Origin of the sequence: Methylobacterium longum (assembly GCF_022179385.1) — a bacterium.
GTDB classification, from domain to species: Bacteria; Pseudomonadota; Alphaproteobacteria; order Rhizobiales; family Beijerinckiaceae; genus Methylobacterium; species Methylobacterium longum.
Genome location: NZ_BPQS01000001.1, coordinates 356,644 through 373,237, shown reverse-complemented (window position 1 = coordinate 373,237; position 16,594 = coordinate 356,644). Strand labels below are relative to the sequence as shown.

The window sequence follows — 16,594 nt, the reverse complement described above, 5'->3', positions numbered from 1 at the left end:
GCCGGACATCTGCGCCTTGCACCCCCGCCCCCCCGCACCTAAACCGACCCGCCAGCGGCCCGACCCGCCGCGCGAGTCCGAGCCTTCGAATCCCATGTCCCAGACAAAATCCTTCCAGGGTCTGATCCTGACGCTTCAGGAGTTCTGGGCCGCGCAGGGCTGCGCGATCCTCCAGCCCTACGACATGGAGGTCGGCGCCGGGACCTTCCATCCGGCCACGACCCTGCGGGCGCTCGGGCCGAAGCCCTGGAAGGCGGCCTACGTCCAGCCCTCGCGCCGGCCCAAGGACGGCCGCTACGGGGAGAACCCCAACCGGCTGCAGCACTATTACCAGTTCCAGGTGATCCTGAAGCCGAACCCGCCGAACCTGCAGGAACTCTACCTCGCCTCGCTCGACGCGATCGGCGTCGATCTGAAGCTGCACGACATCCGCTTCGTCGAGGACGATTGGGAGAGCCCGACCCTGGGCGCCTGGGGGCTCGGCTGGGAATGCTGGTGCGACGGGATGGAGGTCTCGCAGTTCACCTATTTCCAGCAGGTCGCGGGCTTCGAGTGCGCGCCGGTGGCGGGCGAATTGACCTACGGGCTGGAACGGCTGGCCATGTATGTCCAGGGGGTCGAGAACGTCTACGACCTCGACTTCAACGGCGCCGAGGGGCCGGACCGGATCACCTACGGGGACGTGTTCCTGCAGGCCGAGCAGGAATATTCCCGCCACAATTTCGAGGCGGCCGACACCGCCATGCTGTTCCGCCAGTTCACCGACGCGGAGGCGGCCTGCCGGTCCTACCTCGACGCGGGCGCGCCCGACTCGGACGGCGCGCGCCACCGCATGGCGCAGCCGGCCTACGACCAGTGCATCAAGGCGAGCCATGTCTTCAACCTGCTCGACGCGCGCGGGGTGATCTCGGTGACGGAGCGGCAGAGCTACATCCTGCGCGTCCGGGAACTGGCCAAGGCCTGCGGGGCGGCGTGGCTGCGGACGGCGGCCGGGGGGGCGTGAGGCCCTCCCGAACAAGCCCGAACAAGGCGGCGCAGCCCGCCGGCTCGCCTTCGCGGGATGCTGGTTGGCGGAGCCCCTGGCGCCCTCGCGCGTTGCAACCCCCGCCAACCGGCGCGCTCCGGCGCGTCCGCAGACGCGGGACAAGTAAGATGAAGAAGATTCTTTTGACTTTCGGCGCCCTCGGGCTCGCCCTCGCGCCCGCGCTGGCGGCCGATCCCGGCCCGGAGGCCGTGGTCAAGAAACTCTATGCCGAGCCACACCCGAAGCACTCCGCCGTCTACACGAAGCGTCTGCAGAGCCTGTTCGACGCCGACGCCAAGCAGGCCAACGGCGCCACCGGCAACCTCGATTTCGATTACCGCCTCAACGGTGAGCCCCTGAAGCCCGACACGGTGAAGAACCTCACCTTCAGGGAGGCCACCGAGGGCAAGGATCAGGCGAAGGTCACCGTGGAGCGCAAGGGCGGGAACGGCGCGAACGCCGTGGTCTACGATCTCGTGCGCGAGGACGGGAACTGGAAGGTGTCCGACGCCCATGCGATCGGCGACCGCAAGTGGCAGCTCTCGGCCATCCTGAAGGGCGAGGCGCACTGACCCCGGCGCCATAGCCCTCGACAGGCCTGCGGCGCGGCGATATGGCCGCGCCATGCCCGACCTCCTGCTCGAACTCCGCTCGGAAGAGATCCCCGCCCGCATGCAGCGGCGCGCGGCGGAGGATCTCAAGAAGCTCGTCACCGACGCCCTGGTGGAGCGCGGCTTCCTGTACGAGGGCGCCAAGGCGTTCTCGACGCCCCGCCGGCTGGCGCTGCACATCGCCGGCCTGCCCGCCCGCGGCGAGGCCGTCCGGGAGGAGCGCCGGGGCCCGCGGGTCGGCGCCCCCGAGGCGGCCGTCCAGGGGTTCCTGAAGGGCGCCGGCCTGACGAGCCTGGACCAGGCGGGGACCGTCACCGATCCGAAGAAGGGTGCGTTCTACCTCGCGGTGATCGAGCGTCCCGGCCGCGAGACCCTCGACGTGCTGGCCGAACTCCTGCCCGAGATCGTCCGGACCTTCCCCTGGCCGAAATCCATGCGCTGGGGTGCGGCCTCGGCGGAGCCCGGCAGCTTGCGCTGGGTGCGGCCGCTGCAATCCATCGTCGCCACCTTCGGGCCGGAGACCGAGACGCCGGAGGTGGTGCCGTTCTCGGTGAGCGGGATCGCGGCCGGCACGGTGACCTACGGGCATCGGTTCCTGGCGCCCGAGGCGATCGAGGTGCGCCGGTTCGACGACTACATCCAGGCCCTAGAGCGCGCGAAGGTCATCCTCGACCCCGAGCGGCGCAAGGACGTGATCCTGCACGACGCCCGCGACCTCGCCTTCGCCCGCGGCCTCGACCTCGTGGAGGACGAGGGCCTGCTCGACGAGGTGTCGGGCCTCGTGGAATGGCCGGTGGTGCTGATGGGCTCGTTCGACGAAGCCTTCCTCGACATCCCCGCCGAGGCGATCCGCGCGACGATCCGGGCGAACCAGAAATGCTTCGTGCTGCGGAAAAGCGGTTTGGAGGATTTGGCGCCGGCCTTCATCCTGGTCTCGAACCTCGTGGCCTCGGATGGCGGGCAAGCGATCACCGCCGGCAACGAGCGGGTGGTCCGCGCCCGCCTGTCGGACGCGAAGTTCTTCTGGGATACGGACCGGGCGGTGCCCTTGGAAGACCGTCTGCCCAAGCTCGACGCCATCGTCTTCCACGAGAAGCTCGGCACGCAGGGCGAGCGGATCGCCCGCATCGGCGCAATGGCGCAGGATCTGGCGCCGCTGCTGGGGGCCGACCCGGCGCTCGCCGCGCGTGCCGCGCGGCTCGCCAAGGCCGACCTCGTCACCGAGATGGTCGGCGAGTTCCCCGAACTCCAGGGGCTGATGGGGCGCAAGTATGCGGCGCTCCAAGGGGAGCACGACAGCGTCTGCGCGGCCATCGAGGAGCACTACAAGCCGCTCGGCCCCTCCGACCGGGTGCCGAGTGACCCGGTCTCGATCGCGGTGGCACTGGCCGACAAGCTCGATACGCTGGTCGGGTTCTGGGCCATCGGCGAGAAGCCGACGGGGAGCAAGGACCCGTATGCGCTGCGACGAGCGGCGCTGGGCGTGATCCGGCTGGTCCTCGACCGTTCGCTGCGCCTCCGCCTGCTGGAGCAGGTCGGCGCGGCGGATCGGGGGCTCGCCGGGCGGGGTGGCGCGGATGCGAAGGACCTCCTCGCCTTCTTCGCCGACCGCCTGAAGGTCTATCTCCGCGACCAGGGCGCCCGCCACGACCTGATCGACGCCGTCTTCGCCCTGCCGGGCCAGGACGACCTGCTGATGGTCGTTCGCCGTGTCGAGGCTCTGCAGACGTTCCTCGACACCGAGGACGGGAGGAATCTGCTCGCGGGCTACAAGCGCGCGGCCAACATCCTGCGGATCGAGGAGAAGAAGGACGGCCGCGCCTACGATGCCGCGCCGGATGCAGGCCTCGCCGCCGCGGGCGAGCCGGCCGAGCGGGCCCTCGCCGAGGCCCTGGGCTGGGCGCGGGAGACGGCTTCGGCGGCCGTCGCACGGGAGGATTTCGCCGGGGCCATGCAGGCGCTCTCGACCCTGCGGGCGCCGGTGGACGCGTTCTTCCAGGACGTCACCGTCAACGCCCCCGATCCGGGCCTGCGCGAGAATCGCCTGCTGCTGCTCAACGCCCTCCGGGCCGCGACGCGGGAGGTGGCGGAGTTCGCGAAGATCGAGGGGTGAGGCGCACCCGCGCCGCACCATTCGCCACCGCATCCGCGCAGCTCCGTCGCGGTCCGCCCTGACGGGGTCGGGTCTGCGGCGCCGGGCGGGTCCTCAATCGTCCGCGCCGGCGTAGAAACCCTCCACGCCGATGCCCTCCTCCTGCATCATCCGGGCGCGGGCGCGCAGCTTCTCGGTCTCGCTCTTGAGCTGCCCGCAGGCCGCCAGGATGTCCCGGCCGCGGGGCGTGCGCACGGGCGAGGCGTAGCCGGCGTTGAACACGATCTCGGAGAAGTGCTCGATCCGGTCCCAGTCGGAGCACTCGTAGCGGCTGCCCGGCCAGGGGTTGAACGGGATCAAGTTGATCTTGGCCGGGATGCCCTTGAGCAGGCGCACCAGCTCGCGGGCGTCCGCGTCCGAATCGTTGACGCCCTTCAGCATCACGTACTCGAAGGTAATCCGGCGGGCGTTGCTCAAGCCCGGATAGGCCCGGCAGGCGGCGAGCAACTCGGCGATTGGGTATTTCCGATTGAGCGGCACCAGCTCGTCGCGCAGCTCGTCCCGCACGGCGTGGAGCGAGACCGCCAGCATGGCGTTGGCCTGCTCGCCGAGCCGGGGGATCTGCGGCACGACCCCGGAGGTGGAGACCGTGATCCGCCGCTTGGACAGGCCCAGCCCCTCCTGGTCCGACATCACGCCCACGGCATCCACCACCGCGTCGAGATTGTAGAGGGGCTCACCCATGCCCATGAACACGATGTTGGTCACCAGCCGGCCGACCTCGCCGGAGCCACCCGCGTCGCGGCTCGGCATCTGGCCGGGCCAGTCGCCGAGTTCGTCGCGCGCCGTGACGAGCTGCTGCACGATCTCGGGGGCCGAGAGATTGCGCACGAGGCGCTGCGTGCCGGTGTGGCAGAACGAGCAGGTGAGCGTGCAGCCGACTTGGCTCGACACGCACAGCGTGCCCCGGTCCGGCCCGGGGATGTAGACGCACTCGATCTCGGCGCCGCGGTTGTGCTCCTGGCGGTTGGTCGGGGCCATCCGCAGGAGCCACTTCCGGGTGCCGTCGCGGGAGACCTGCCGGCTGGCCACCTCGGGCCGCTCCAGGGTGAAGTGCTCGGCGAGCTGCGCCTTCAACGCCTTGCCGACATTGGTCATCTCGGCGAAGTCGGTCGCCCCGCGGAAGTTGACCCAGTGCCAGAGCTGGCCGGCGCGCATCCGGCTCTCGCGCTCCGGCACGCCCATCCCGATGAGCTGTGCCTTGAGGGCGTCGCGGGTCAGGCCGACCAGCGACGGGCGCCGGCCGGGCAGGGCCTCGGGGAGGAGATCCGGCGCCTTCTCGATCGCGGCATCGGCCGCGCGGGCGCTGTCGAGCGACGGCGTCGCCATGGCGTTCAAACGATCCATACGATTGGAAAGGGTCTGGTATAGGCGATCGCGGCGGCGAAGGCGAATGCGCGCCGCCCACAGGGGGGCCGACGGAGAGCCATGGCGACCGACACCCGAGCCGGGCAGGCGATCTACACGCCGCGGACGCTGCAGGTCTACGACCTCGTCGTGCTGCGCCTGTCGAACCCCCTGATCTGGCGCTGCCCCACGGCGCGGATCCTGGACCTCTACGACCGGCACGTGGGCCTCGCGCATCTCGATGTCGGGGTCGGGACCGGCTGGTACCTCGACCGGTGCCGCTTCCCCACGCCTGCGCCGCGCATCGGCCTGATGGACCTCAACGCCGACAGCCTCGCCTTCGCGGCCCGCCGCATCGCGCGCCACCGGCCCGAGACCTACCGGGTCGACGTGCTCGGCGCCCCGGTGACCGGCATCGCGCCGTTCGACTCGATCGGGATGACCTACCTGCTGCACTGCCTGCCGGGGGACATCGCCGCGAAGGCGAGAGCCTTCGACGCGGTGCGTCCGTGCCTGGCCGGCGACGGCGTGGTGTTCGGCGCCACGATCCTGGCGGGCGGCGTCCCGCTCGGTGCCGCGGCGCGGGCGCTGATGCGGGTCTATAACCGGAAGGGGGTGTTCTCGAACGCCGCCGACACCCTGCCGGCCCTGCGGGCGGCGCTGGACCAGCGGTTTCGGTCGGTGGAGATCACGGTCGTCGGCTGCGTCGCCCTCTTCGTGGCGCGGGAGCCGCGCTGATCCGGCCCCCGACCTCGAACACGAAAAAGGGCGCCCGCAGGCGCCCCGATCCGTCCGGTCAATCCTGAAAGGATCAGGCGGCGGCGGTCTTCACCGGCACGCCCTTCTCGGACAGGAACGTCTGCAGCTCGCCCGACTGGAACATCTCGCGGGTGATGTCGCAGCCGCCGACGAACTCGCCCTTCACGTAGATCTGCGGGATCGTCGGCCAGTTCGAGAAGGCCTTGATGCCCTCGCGGATCTCCTGGTCGGCCAGCACGTTCACGCCCTTGAACGGCACGCCGAGGTAGTTAAGGATCTGCACCACCTGACCGGAGAAGCCGCATTGCGGCATCTGCGGCGTGCCCTTCATGAACACCACCACGTCCTGGGAGGCGATCTCGTTCTGGATGGTCGTGTTGGCGTCGGTCATCGTTCTGTCCTCAGCTGTTCGGTCTCGTATGTGCTGTCTCGATCAGCGGCGCGCAACCGAGGCAGCGATCACGCGGAGTGCATGATCGACATCAAAGCGGTCGTTAAGAAGATCCTCAGGCACGATCGGGCACGAATCCGGCAATCCCGGAAGAAGCTGGTTCCCAAGGGCACCAAGACCGGCCTCCGCGGCTGTGACCGCGGATGTCCAGATCCTGGGCCAGTTTAACCTCTGCCGCATCGACGATTCGTAGGCATTCCAGGCCGTGATCTGGAATGTCGCGATCTCTGCCCGCCAATGCAAGCTTGCCGGCGCAAGCGGGGCGGACGCGCGCTTGAGGAGGTGGGCGAGCGTCTGGATCAGCAGCCCTTCGACGGCCCGCAGATGCGCACGCCCCACGCTCTCAATCTCCCCGGCAACGTTCTCCCAATCGACCGCATTCGACAGGTCGGGCCGCTCAGCGAGCGCGCGCAGGGCCGCCGCCTGTTCCTCGGCCCAGGTCACGATATCGTCGTCATAGAGACTCGGTCGATCCATAGGGAGAACTGCCGCGAGAGGGCTCAATCCTGCGGGACGCCCGTGGTCAGCGCAAGGGCGTGGAGCACGCCGCCCATCCGGCCCTGGAGAGCGCCGTAGACCATCTGGTGCTGCGCTACCCGGCTCTTCCCCTTGAAGGCCGCCGACAGGACGGTGGCCGCGTAATGGTCGCCGTCGCCGGCGAGGTCGCGGATCTCCACCTGCGCGTCCGGCAGGGCCTCGCGGATCATGCGCTCGATCTCGCCCGCATCCATCGGCATCGGGAAACTCCTTGTGGTAAACGGGGCTCAGGACGCCGGAGCGGCCGGCTGGCTGGCCATGTAGGCGGGCAGCCAGCCCTCGTGCGCCGCGGTCAGTTCGGCGAGCGGTATGGTCTCGCCACCCGGCAGGGTCAAACGGTCGGAGCCGGTGACGCCGACCACGGCCGCGGCGATACCCTGTGCCGAGGCGCTGTACAGGAGGTCGCTGGCCGCCTCCGGCTCGACCGCCAGCAGGTAGCGGGCCTGATCCTCGCCGAACAGGTAGGCGTGGGGGGCGAGGTCCACCGGGACCTCCGGGAGCGCCGCGCCGAGGCCGCCCGCCATGGCCATCTCGGCGAGCGCCACCGCGAGGCCGCCGTCGGAGATGTCGTGGACCGTGTCGACGGTGCCCGCCTGGATCAGGGTGCGGACGAAGTCGCCGTTGCGGCGCTCCAGGGCGAGGTCGACCGGAGGCGGCGCGCCCTCCTCGCGGCCCTCGATGACCGACAGGTAGGCGGACTGGCCGAGCCAGCCCTCGCCCGCCCCGACCAGCACCAGCACGTCGCCCTCGCGCTTGAGGGCGATGGTCGCGTGGCGCGCCACGTCGTCGAGGACGCCGACGCCGCCGATGGTCGGGGTCGGCAGGATGCCGACGCCGTTGGTCTCGTTGTAGAGCGAGACGTTGCCGGACACGACCGGGAAGTCCAGCGCCCGGCAGGCCTCGCCGATGCCCTGGAGGCAGCCGACGAGCTGGCCCATCACCTCGGGCTTCTCGGGATTGCCGAAGTTCAGGTTGTCGGTGATCGCGAGTGGCTTCGCGCCCACCGCGGTGATGTTGCGCCACGCCTCGGCCACGGCCTGGCGGCCCCCCTCGACCGGGTCGGCCTCGCAGTAGCGCGGGGTGACGTCGCAGGTCAGCGCGAGGCCCTTCGGCCCGTCCTCGACCCGCACGATGGCGGCGTCGCCTCCGGGTTTCTGGACCGTGTTGCCCAGGATGAAGTGGTCGTACTGCTCGAAGACCCAGCGCTTCGAGGCGAGGTCCGCGGAGCCGACGAGGCGCTTGAGCGCGTCGGTCAGCGAGGCCGGGGCCGGCACCTCGGAGACCGCGATCACTGGCTGGTGAGTGTTGGCGCGATGCGGCCGGTCGTAGAGCGGCGCCTCGTCGCCCAGCTCCTTGATCGGCAGGTCGGCCACGGTCTCGCCATGCCACTTGATGACGAACCGGAGCGTGTCGGTGGTCCGGCCGATCACCGCGAAATCGAGGCCCCACTTCACGAAGATGGCTTCCGCCTCCGCCTCCATGCCGGGCTTGAGCACCATGAGCATGCGCTCCTGGCTCTCGGAGAGCATCATCTCGTAGGGGGTCATGCCCTCCTCGCGGGCCGGCACCTTGTCGATGTCGAGCTCGACGCCGAGGTCGCCCTTGGCGCCCATCTCCACCGCCGAGCAGGTCAGCCCCGCCGCGCCCATGTCCTGGATGGCGATCACCGCGCCCGAGGCCATCAGCTCCAGGCACGCCTCCAGCAGGAGCTTCTCGGCGAAGGGATCGCCGACCTGCACGGTCGGCCGCTTCGACTCCGAGGCCTCGTCGAATTCGGCGGACGCCATGGTGGCGCCGTGGATGCCGTCACGGCCGGTCTTGGAGCCGAGATAGACGATCGGGTTCCCGACGCCGGCGGCGGCCGCGTAGAAGATGCCGTCGGTGCGGGCGAGGCCCACCGCCATGGCGTTGACCAGGATGTTGCCGTCGTAGCGCCTGTGGAAGCCGGTCAGGCCGCCGACGGTGGGCACGCCGAAGGAATTGCCGTAGCCGCCGACGCCCGCCACGACCCCCGAGACGAGGCTGCGCGTGCGCGGGTGGTCGGGGGAGCCGAAGCGCAGGGCGTTGAGCGCCGCGATCGGCCGGGCGCCCATCGTGAAGACGTCGCGCAGGATGCCGCCGACGCCCGTCGCCGCGCCCTGGTAGGGCTCGATGTAGCTCGGGTGGTTGTGGCTCTCCATCTTGAAGACGCAGGCGAGACCGTCACCGATGTCGATGACGCCCGCGTTCTCGCCGGGCCCCTGGATCACGTGAGGGCCCGAGGTCGGCAGACCGCGCAGGTGCTTGCGCGAGGACTTGTAGGAACAGTGCTCGTTCCACATCGCCGAGACGATGCCGAGTTCGGTCAGCGTCGGGTCGCGCCCGATCAGGCCGCGGAAGCGCGCGTACTCGTCCGGCGTCAGGCCGTGCTGGGCGACGAGTTCGGGGGTGATCGGAACGTCGTTGCGGAACATGCGAAGGGTCTCGGCGAGAGCGGTCCGTGCCGGAGGCCGTGGCCGCGGCGAACCCGAACCGGGCGGGGATCCAGGCTGCCCCGGCTCTAGAGCGGAAGCGCCCACGGTGGCAACATCCCAGGTCGGGACGGTCTGCGGATGGCGGCGGGCGAGGGATCACCGCCGACGCGGGGGTCGGCGATCAGATCCCCGCCTCGGCGGCGGTCGCCCGGGTCCTGACGCGCGCCCGGCACCGGGCGATCAGCGTGTGGACCGGTTCCGGCCCGGTGACCATGTCGAGATAATCGAACCCGGTGGCGCTCTGGCTCGCCATGAGCAGCTGGAAATGCATCTGGAACAGGTTCCACTGGCGCCGCCCCACGTCGGAGCCTGTGATCAGGTCGTGGATCATGACCCAGAGCTCGGCCGGCCGGCCGGCATCGGGCACGGGGAGGCCGCAGGCGGTGAGCGGATTCCGCTTGTGGATCGACAGCCAGTCCCAGGGCGCGCGCACGTCGAGCCAGCCGATCTGCGCCGCCCGCGCGAAGCGCGCGAGGGTGTCGCGGAACCCCACCGCCGCCGGATCGAGTCCGAGCCAGGGGATGACGCTGCCGATGCTCACGAACGAGACCGGCGTGCCGCGACGGCCGAAGCCGGGATCGCGGGCGAGCACCCGGTCCAGCACCTCGATACCGAGGAAGCTCGACGTGGAATGGCCGACGACGACCACCTCGTCGGCCTCGCCCTCGGCCGCGCCGATGCGCGCCGCGAAGGCATCGAGGCGGGGCTGCATCTCGGGGGCCGCACCCGCCGCATAGGCATGCGTGAAGGCGGTGTCGTCCACGAGGTGGGGCACGTAGAGCGGCTTGCCGCGGGTCGCCCGCATCAGGACGGCGAGGAACGCGAAGGCCAGCGGCGGGACCGCCAGGATCGACCAGGGCTGCAGCGCGGACGGGGCCAGGGCGGCCAGGCTCGCCGCCGCCGCAAGGCTGAGGAGCGCGAGGGCGATGTAGATGTAGTGGACGCAGAAGATCACCGTGGCGAAGCGCCAGCCCTCACGCTGCAGATCCGCCTTGTAGCCCGACCGCCACAATCGCCAGAGCAGCGCCGGGACCCCCGTCAGGCGCGTCCAGTCGGATTGCGGGAAGCGGGCCCGGACAATCTCCTCCCAGCGCAGGAGGACGTAGCGCGTCGACACGCCGTGCGCCTCGGCCGTCCAGGTGAGTTCGATCCCGTCCGCCGAGCGGACCGGATCGCCGACCGTGATCGCCGCCCCGCGCCGCGCCCCGGTGAGCCGGGCCTCACGGCGGAACAGGCCCCAGTAGGTCTCGGGATCGCGCGGGTCGAAACCCGGCATGTAGAACACGATCCGGGAGGTCAGCGACGACGGCGCGGTCCTGTCCGGCTCGGCCGCCGGAACCTGCGGGGCGTCCTGGATGGGGGCCGCGGCGGGATGTGCGGGTGTCGAAATGGTCGATCCGATCGGTGCGGGTTGGGGGCCGCCTGCCTACACGAACCGGCCCGGCGCGCCAGTGCGAACCTGCGTCGTCAGGGGGCCGGGGGCTGAGCCAGGAACTCCGCGATGGCCGACACGAACTTGTCGCCGTAGGCCTCGCGCTTGCGCTCGCCGACCCCGTGGACCGTGCGCAGGGCCCAGAGGTCGACGGGCTTCTGGCGGGTCATCTCGATCAGCGTCCGGTCGGGAAAGACCATGAAGGCGGCGATCCCCTCGGCCCGGGCCAGCGTGGCGCGCAGGCCGCGCAGGTGCTGGAACAGGGCCTCGTCCGCCTCGGAGAGGGCGATCTCGCCGTCCTCGCGCGGGGCGGCACGGCGGCGCTCGCGGGCCTCCGTCCGCGGCTCCGGATCCGGGCGGAGCTGGACCGGCTCCCGCCCGAACAGGATCGCCTCGCCCTTCTCGGTCATGGACAGGCCGCCGTAGCCGTCGGCATTCTCGGCGATGGCCCCGGCGGCGAAGAGCTGGCGCAGGATCGCCCGCCAGGCCGCCACCGGCTTGTCGGCGCCGACCCCGAAGGTCTTGAGGCCGGCATGCCCGTTGCGGCGGATCTGCTCGCTCTCCTTCCCGTGGACGAGGTCGCAGATATACGCCGCGCCGAAGCGCTGCCCGGTGCGCACGATGGCCGAGAGGGCCTTCTGGGCCGAGACCGTCCCGTCCACCAGGGTCACGCCGCCGCGGCACAGGTCGCAGCGGCCGCAGGGACCGCTCGCCTCGCCGAAATAGGCGAGCAGCGACTGGCGGCGGCAATTGGCCCCCTCGCACAGGGTGATCATCGCCTCGAGCTTGCGCCGCTCGACCCGGCGGCGCTCGTCGGAGATCTCCTTCTCGTCGATCTGCCGGCGGCGCAGCGCCATGTCGTCGAGGCCGTAGAGGGTCAGCGTGTCGGCGGGCAGACCGTCGCGGCCGGCGCGGCCGATCTCCTGGTAGTAGCCCTCGACGTTGTTGGGCATGTCGGCGTGGCAGACGAAGCGCACGTCGGGCTTGTTGATGCCCATGCCGAACGCGATGGTGGCGGTCATCACCACGCCGTCCTCCTGGAGGAACCGATCCTGGTTCCGCATCCGCGTGCCCTGATCGAGGCCGGCATGGTAGGGCAGCGCGTCGAACCCGTCCCGCTTGAGGGTCTCGGCGAGCTGCTCGGTGCGCTTGCGCGACGAGCAGTAGATGATCCCGCTCTCCGCCCGCCGGTGCTTCAGGAACCGCTCGATCTGCCGGGCGGGATTGTCCTTGGGCTGGAAGGTCAGGCGGATGTTCGGCCGGTCGAAGGAATGGACGAAGATCTTCGGCGGACGCCCCTGCGGGAACAGGCGCTCGGCGATCTCGGCCCGGGTGGCGGCGTCGGCGGTGGCGGTCAGCGCCAGGGTCTGGACGTCGCCGAGCGTCGTCCGGGCCCGGGCGATCTCCCGATATTCGGGCCGGAAATCGTGGCCCCATTGCGAGACGCAGTGCGCCTCATCGACCGCCAGGCGCCGGACGCCCGCCCCGCGCAGCGCCTCGATGCAGCCCTCCATGAGCAGGCGTTCGGGGGAGACGAACAGGAGCCGCAGGTCGCCCGAGCGCAACGCGCGCCACGTCTCGCGCGAATCCGATTCCGCGACCGACGAGTTGAGGGTCGCGGCCTGGATGCCGACGCTCTTCATCTGCTGCACCTGATCGTGCATCAGCGCGATCAGGGGGGAGACCACCACCGTGAGGCCCGGATCGACCAAGGCCGGGAGCTGGTAGGTCATCGACTTGCCCGAGCCCGTGGGCATGACGGCAAACACGTCGGCGCCGTCCAGCACCGCACCGATCACCTCGTCCTGGCCGGGTCGGAAATCCTCATAGCCGAAGGTCTTCTTGAGCGCGGCGCGGGCCTCGTCGAGGCGGGTCATCGGAATCCTTGATCGGGTGTCGGCACCGAGTCTGCGGCGCGGATATGGAGACCCTAGCCCCCGCGCGTCTACACGGAGGCGGTCGTGCCGCTCAACATCCGCAGCGAAGAGCTGAAGCCCCGCGCCGAGAAGCTGGCATCGCGGGCCGGCGTGAGCAAGGCCGAGGCGGCGCGGATCGCGCTAACGAACGCGCTGGACCGCCAGTACCGCGGGAGCGATGCGCTCCCGGCGCGCATCGGCGGGTTCAGGACGCGCGCCTCCTCGCCGAAATCCGGTCCCGAGGCCGACGAGGCGTTCGACGACGGCCCGAACGTCGCGTGACGTCCGTCGATGCCCGGGCCATCGTGGCGATCCCGCTCCGGGAGCCGGGCCATGAGGATCTGCGGCATTGCCTGCGCGCGATACCCGCGCGGCTCGCGCGCGGTGTCGCCGTCCATGAGGCGGTGCTCGCCCTTGCGCGACGCCGGAGAAGCGAGCCACACAGGGCCGGATCCGTCGTGGACAGCGTCCTGGACGCAAGGGACGTGCGCTGGCCCCGATCACGGGCAGCAAAGGCACCTCGCCACCGCCGCCCATGCCGGCCACGGCACGGGCCGCCCCCCGCAGGCCTGCGCCTCGGCGACCGCGTCGCCTCGGCCGGCGCGCAAGTCGACGGCGTCCCGCTGCGCGGTGTCGGCGACGGCCGTCCGCAGACCGACATCAGACCGACATCCCTCAGCCCGGTCCTGACGCTTCAGCCGCCGTGGAACTCGGCCACGTGCTGCGCCACGATGGCGTCGAAGGAGTCATCCGCCCGGAAACCCAGACCCAGGGCCGCCTCCGGCTCGAACGCCTCCGGCCAGGAGCCGACGATCCGCGCGATGGTGGCGTCGGGGGCGCGCCGGATCAGCGCCACGGCCCTGTCGCCGGCCGCGCGGCGCAGGGCCTCGATCTCCTCGGCGACCGTCGCCGAGACGCCCGGCATGGTCAGGCTGATCCGCGGGCCGATCGCCGCGAGGTCGAGCCCGGCCGCGTGGACCAAGAAGCCGACCGCCGCGTCGGGGCTGGCGAACCAGTGCCGCACCGTGTCGGGCACCGGCAGGATCGCCTCCTGGCCGGCCAGCGGCTCGCGGATGATGCCCGAGAAGAAGCCGGAGGCCGCCTTGTTGGGCTTGCCGGGCCGCACGCAGATGGTCGGCAGGCGCAGGCCGATCCCGTCGAGGAAGCCGCGCCGGGCGTAGTCGGCGAGCATCAGCTCGCCCATGGCCTTCTGCACCCCGTACGAGGAGGCCGGACGCAGGATGTGGTCGTCCGGGATCACCTTGGGGAAGGGGGGGCCGAACACCGCGAGCGAGGAGGTGAAGATCAGCTTCGGCCGGTACCCGTCCGCCGCGTTGGCCTTGCGGATCGCGTCGAGGAGCAGCCGCGTGCCGTCGAGATTGACCCGGTAGCCGAGTTCCAGGTCGGCCTCGGCCTCGCCCGAGACCACCGCGGCGAGGTGGAAGATCACGCCCGGCCGTTCGGCGATGGCGGCCTCGGCGGCGCCGGGGGCGGTGAGATCCGCCGCGTCGGCCCGCACCTGGCCGGAAAAGCCCCCGGGCGCGGCGGGCTGCACCACGTCGAGCAGGGTCAGGGCGCTCAGCGGCTGACCGCCGACCTGACCCGCCTTCACCAGGGTGTCCACGAGGCGGCGGCCGATCATGCCGGCGGCGCCGAGAATCAGGGCATGCATGGAAAACCTCCCGTCGGGTTGTGCGGCGTCAGGCCATCATGTCGAGGGCGCGGCCGAAGAAGTCCGGACCGCCGAAATTGCCGGATTTCAGGGCGAGCAGCATCGGCTCGGGCCGTCCGGCGGTGCGCAGGACCGGAACGCCCGCGGCGATCTCCGGCCCGAGCAGGAAGGCGGTGAGGCCCAGCCGGTCGACCACTGCGCCGGACGTCTCGCCTCCGGCGACCACGAGCCGGCGCACGCCGCGGGCGACGAGGCCTTCGGCGATGGCGGCCAGCGCCGCCTCGATGGCGTGGCCGGCGGCGTCGACCCCATGGGCGGCCTGGAGGGCCCGGACCGCCTCGGGAGGCGCCGAGGAGGCGATCAGCACCGGGCCGGAAGGAAGCCGTTCCTCCGCGAAGGCCAGGGCCTCGCCCACCACGTCGGCGCCGGCGAGGAGCCGCGCCGGATCGAGGCGGAGCACCGGCATCAGCGCCTCGGCGGCGCCGACCTGCTGGAGCGTCGCCTGCGAGCAACTGCCGGCGAGGCAGGCGGCGGATCCGCCCACCGGCTCGCCGATCGCCGCTCCGGCCGCGTCCCGGGTGCCGCGTCCCGCGGCAACCAGTGCCCGGGCGAGCCCGAGTCCGAGCCCGGACGCGCCCACCGAGAATGTCCGCTCGATGATCGCCCGGCCGAGCACTGCGAGGTCGCTGTCGAAGATCGCGTCCGCGATGGCGGCGCCCTTACCTTCCGCCACGAGGGCTTCGAGGCGGGCCGCGACGGCCTCGGCGCCGCGGGCGACCGTGGCGGTATCCACGAGCCCGACCGGATACGCGCTCTGGCGCTCGAGCACGCGCACCAGGTTGGCATCGCGCATCGGATTGAGCGGGTGGTCCTTGAGGGGGCTCTCGTTCAGCGGCACGGCGCCGACGAAGAGGTTGCCCTGGTAGACGCTGCGCCCCGTCTCCGGGAAGGCCGGGGTGACGAGCGCGATGGCCTCGCCCGCATCCCCCCGCAGGGCGTCCATGACCGGGCCGATATTGCCGGCCTCCGTGGAGTCGAAGGTCGAGCAGACCTTGAACATCACGTGGGCGGCGCCCCGCGCCCGCAGCCAGCCCTCGGCCTCGCGGGAGCGCGCCACGGCCTGGTCGGCGGGGATCGAGCGGCTCTTCAGCGCCACCACCACCGCGTCGGCCTCCGGCAGGGCGCGGTCATCCTCCGGGACGCCGATGGTCTGGATCGTGCGCAGGCCCGCCTTGGTCAACGTGTTGGCGAGGTCCGAGGCGCCCGTGTAATCGTCGGCAACGCATCCCAGCGCGAGGCTCATCGGGCGCTTCTCCCCTTGTAGGCGGCGAGCCAGCCGAGACCCGAGACGGTGTCGGCGGCCGGGATGTACTCGCAGCCGACGAAGCCGGCGTAGCCGAGTCGATCCAGCTCGTCGAACAGGAAGACGTCGTTCACCTCGCCGGTTCCGGGTTCGTGCCGCTCGGGCACGCTCGCGGTCTGGACGTGGCCGATGATCGGCATCAGGGCGCGCAGACGCATGGTCACGTCGCCGTGCAGGATCTGGCAGTGGTAGAGATCGAACTGCAGCTTCAGGTTCGACAGCCCGAGATCCTCGATCAGGTCCGCGGCGCGGCCGAAATCGTTGAGGAAATAGCCCGGTATGTTCCGGCCGTTGATCGGTTCCAGAACGAGGTCGAGGCCGGCGGGCGCCAGCCGCTCCGCCGTCCAGGTGACAGCCCGGCGGTAGGCCGCGACGGCGCCGGGATCGTCGTGCGGGGCGAGGCCCGCCATCAGGTGCAACCGGCCGACGCCGGTCGCCTCGACGTAGCGCAACGCCGTGTCGACCCCGGCCTTCAGCTCGTCGAACCGTTCAGGAAACGCCGCTAAGCCGCGCTCGCCCATTGAGAAATCGCCTGGCGGCAGGTTGAACAGCGCCTGGGTCAGGCCGTTGTCCCGGAGCCGCGCGCCGACCGCCTCCGGTGAATGCTCGTAGGGAAACAGGAATTCGACGGCGTCGAATCCGGCCCGGGCGGCGGCCTCGAACCGGTCGAGGAACGGCACCTCGTTGAACATCAGGCTCAGGTTTGCGGCAAAGCGCGGCATTCTCTTGGGCCTCCCTGCCCGGTTCTCGACACCCGTCCGATCCGCTCAGCGAACCGTCATCCCCGATTCCCTCATCCCGAGGTGCTGCGCCGCAG

The 16,594-nt window shown here is 71.0% G+C and carries 15 protein-coding genes; 5 read left to right on the top strand and 10 right to left on the bottom strand.

Annotated features, from left to right (window positions below; all coding sequences use genetic code 11):
- The first annotated feature begins 94 nt into the window (after positions 1 to 94).
- From MFF58_RS01655 to glyS, 3 genes are all read left to right on the top strand, one after another.
- Positions 95 to 1,003 carry a glycine--tRNA ligase subunit alpha gene (locus tag MFF58_RS01655; protein ID WP_238284815.1) on the top strand — a complete coding sequence of 303 codons (909 nt, stop codon included), beginning with the start codon at positions 95 to 97 and terminating at the stop codon, positions 1,001 to 1,003.
- Positions 1,004 to 1,152: 149 nt separating this feature from the next.
- Positions 1,153 to 1,596 (top strand): DUF3828 domain-containing protein, encoded by a 444-nt coding sequence (locus tag MFF58_RS01650; protein ID WP_238284813.1) that lies wholly within the window; start codon positions 1,153 to 1,155, stop codon positions 1,594 to 1,596.
- Between the two features lie 52 nt (positions 1,597 to 1,648).
- Positions 1,649 to 3,748, top strand: coding sequence for a glycine--tRNA ligase subunit beta (gene glyS, locus MFF58_RS01645; protein ID WP_238284812.1), 2,100 nt, complete (start codon positions 1,649 to 1,651; stop codon positions 3,746 to 3,748).
- Between the two features lie 93 nt (positions 3,749 to 3,841).
- On the opposite strand, the gene rlmN is transcribed toward glyS, so the two are convergent.
- Positions 3,842 to 5,116 (bottom strand): dual-specificity RNA methyltransferase RlmN, encoded by a 1,275-nt coding sequence (gene rlmN / locus MFF58_RS01640; protein ID WP_238284811.1) that lies wholly within the window; start codon positions 5,114 to 5,116, stop codon positions 3,842 to 3,844.
- Positions 5,117 to 5,215: 99 nt separating this feature from the next.
- Between rlmN and MFF58_RS01635 the strand changes: the two genes are divergently transcribed.
- The gene (locus tag MFF58_RS01635; protein ID WP_238284807.1) at positions 5,216 to 5,872 is read left to right on the top strand and encodes a class I SAM-dependent methyltransferase; all 657 of its coding nucleotides are present in this window, start codon (positions 5,216 to 5,218) and stop codon (positions 5,870 to 5,872) included.
- Between the two features lie 73 nt (positions 5,873 to 5,945).
- On the opposite strand, the gene grxD is transcribed toward MFF58_RS01635, so the two are convergent.
- The 6 genes from grxD to recQ form a co-directional block, all read right to left on the bottom strand.
- Positions 5,946 to 6,284 carry a Grx4 family monothiol glutaredoxin gene (gene grxD / locus MFF58_RS01630; RefSeq protein WP_010685583.1) on the bottom strand — a complete coding sequence of 113 codons (339 nt, stop codon included), beginning with the start codon at positions 6,282 to 6,284 and terminating at the stop codon, positions 5,946 to 5,948.
- A 42-nt stretch (positions 6,285 to 6,326) separates the two neighbouring features.
- Complete coding sequence (locus MFF58_RS01625; protein ID WP_279603398.1) at positions 6,327 to 6,821, bottom strand: DUF29 domain-containing protein; 495 nt, start codon at positions 6,819 to 6,821, stop codon at positions 6,327 to 6,329.
- A gap of 23 nt (positions 6,822 to 6,844) precedes the next feature.
- Positions 6,845 to 7,081, bottom strand: a complete 237-nt coding sequence (locus MFF58_RS01620) for a BolA family protein (RefSeq protein WP_043383516.1) — start codon at positions 7,079 to 7,081, stop codon at positions 6,845 to 6,847.
- A gap of 27 nt (positions 7,082 to 7,108) precedes the next feature.
- Positions 7,109 to 9,334: a phosphoribosylformylglycinamidine synthase subunit PurL gene (gene purL / locus MFF58_RS01615; RefSeq protein WP_238284805.1), complete on the bottom strand. Its 2,226-nt coding sequence runs from the start codon at positions 9,332 to 9,334 to the stop codon at positions 7,109 to 7,111.
- A gap of 181 nt (positions 9,335 to 9,515) precedes the next feature.
- Entirely contained in the window at positions 9,516 to 10,670 is a 1,155-nt protein-coding gene (locus MFF58_RS01610) for a hydrolase (RefSeq protein ID WP_238284801.1), read from the bottom strand.
- A gap of 191 nt (positions 10,671 to 10,861) precedes the next feature.
- Positions 10,862 to 12,703 carry a DNA helicase RecQ gene (gene recQ, locus MFF58_RS01605; RefSeq protein ID WP_238284800.1) on the bottom strand — a complete coding sequence of 614 codons (1,842 nt, stop codon included), beginning with the start codon at positions 12,701 to 12,703 and terminating at the stop codon, positions 10,862 to 10,864.
- A gap of 84 nt (positions 12,704 to 12,787) precedes the next feature.
- Between recQ and MFF58_RS01600 the strand changes: the two genes are divergently transcribed.
- The gene (locus MFF58_RS01600) at positions 12,788 to 13,024 is read left to right on the top strand and encodes a type II toxin-antitoxin system VapB family antitoxin (protein ID WP_238284799.1); all 237 of its coding nucleotides are present in this window, start codon (positions 12,788 to 12,790) and stop codon (positions 13,022 to 13,024) included.
- 412 nt (positions 13,025 to 13,436) lie between these two features.
- Here the strand turns inward: MFF58_RS01600 and denD are convergent, their stop codons facing one another.
- Genes denD through otnI form a run of 3 tightly spaced genes read right to left on the bottom strand, consistent with a single transcriptional unit; the run spans position 13,437 to position 16,499 of the window.
- Complete coding sequence (denD, locus tag MFF58_RS01595; RefSeq protein ID WP_238284798.1) at positions 13,437 to 14,414, bottom strand: D-erythronate dehydrogenase; 978 nt, start codon at positions 14,412 to 14,414, stop codon at positions 13,437 to 13,439.
- Positions 14,415 to 14,442: 28 nt separating this feature from the next.
- A complete protein-coding gene (gene otnK, locus MFF58_RS01590; RefSeq protein ID WP_238284797.1) occupies positions 14,443 to 15,717 on the bottom strand; it encodes a 3-oxo-tetronate kinase in 1,275 nt (424 codons plus the stop codon).
- On the bottom strand, positions 15,714 to 16,499 hold the full coding sequence (gene otnI / locus MFF58_RS01585) for a 2-oxo-tetronate isomerase (RefSeq protein WP_238284796.1): 786 nt from the start codon (positions 16,497 to 16,499) through the stop codon (positions 15,714 to 15,716). The genes otnK and otnI overlap by 4 nt, the downstream gene beginning before the upstream one ends.
- Positions 16,500 to 16,594 lie beyond the last annotated feature (95 nt).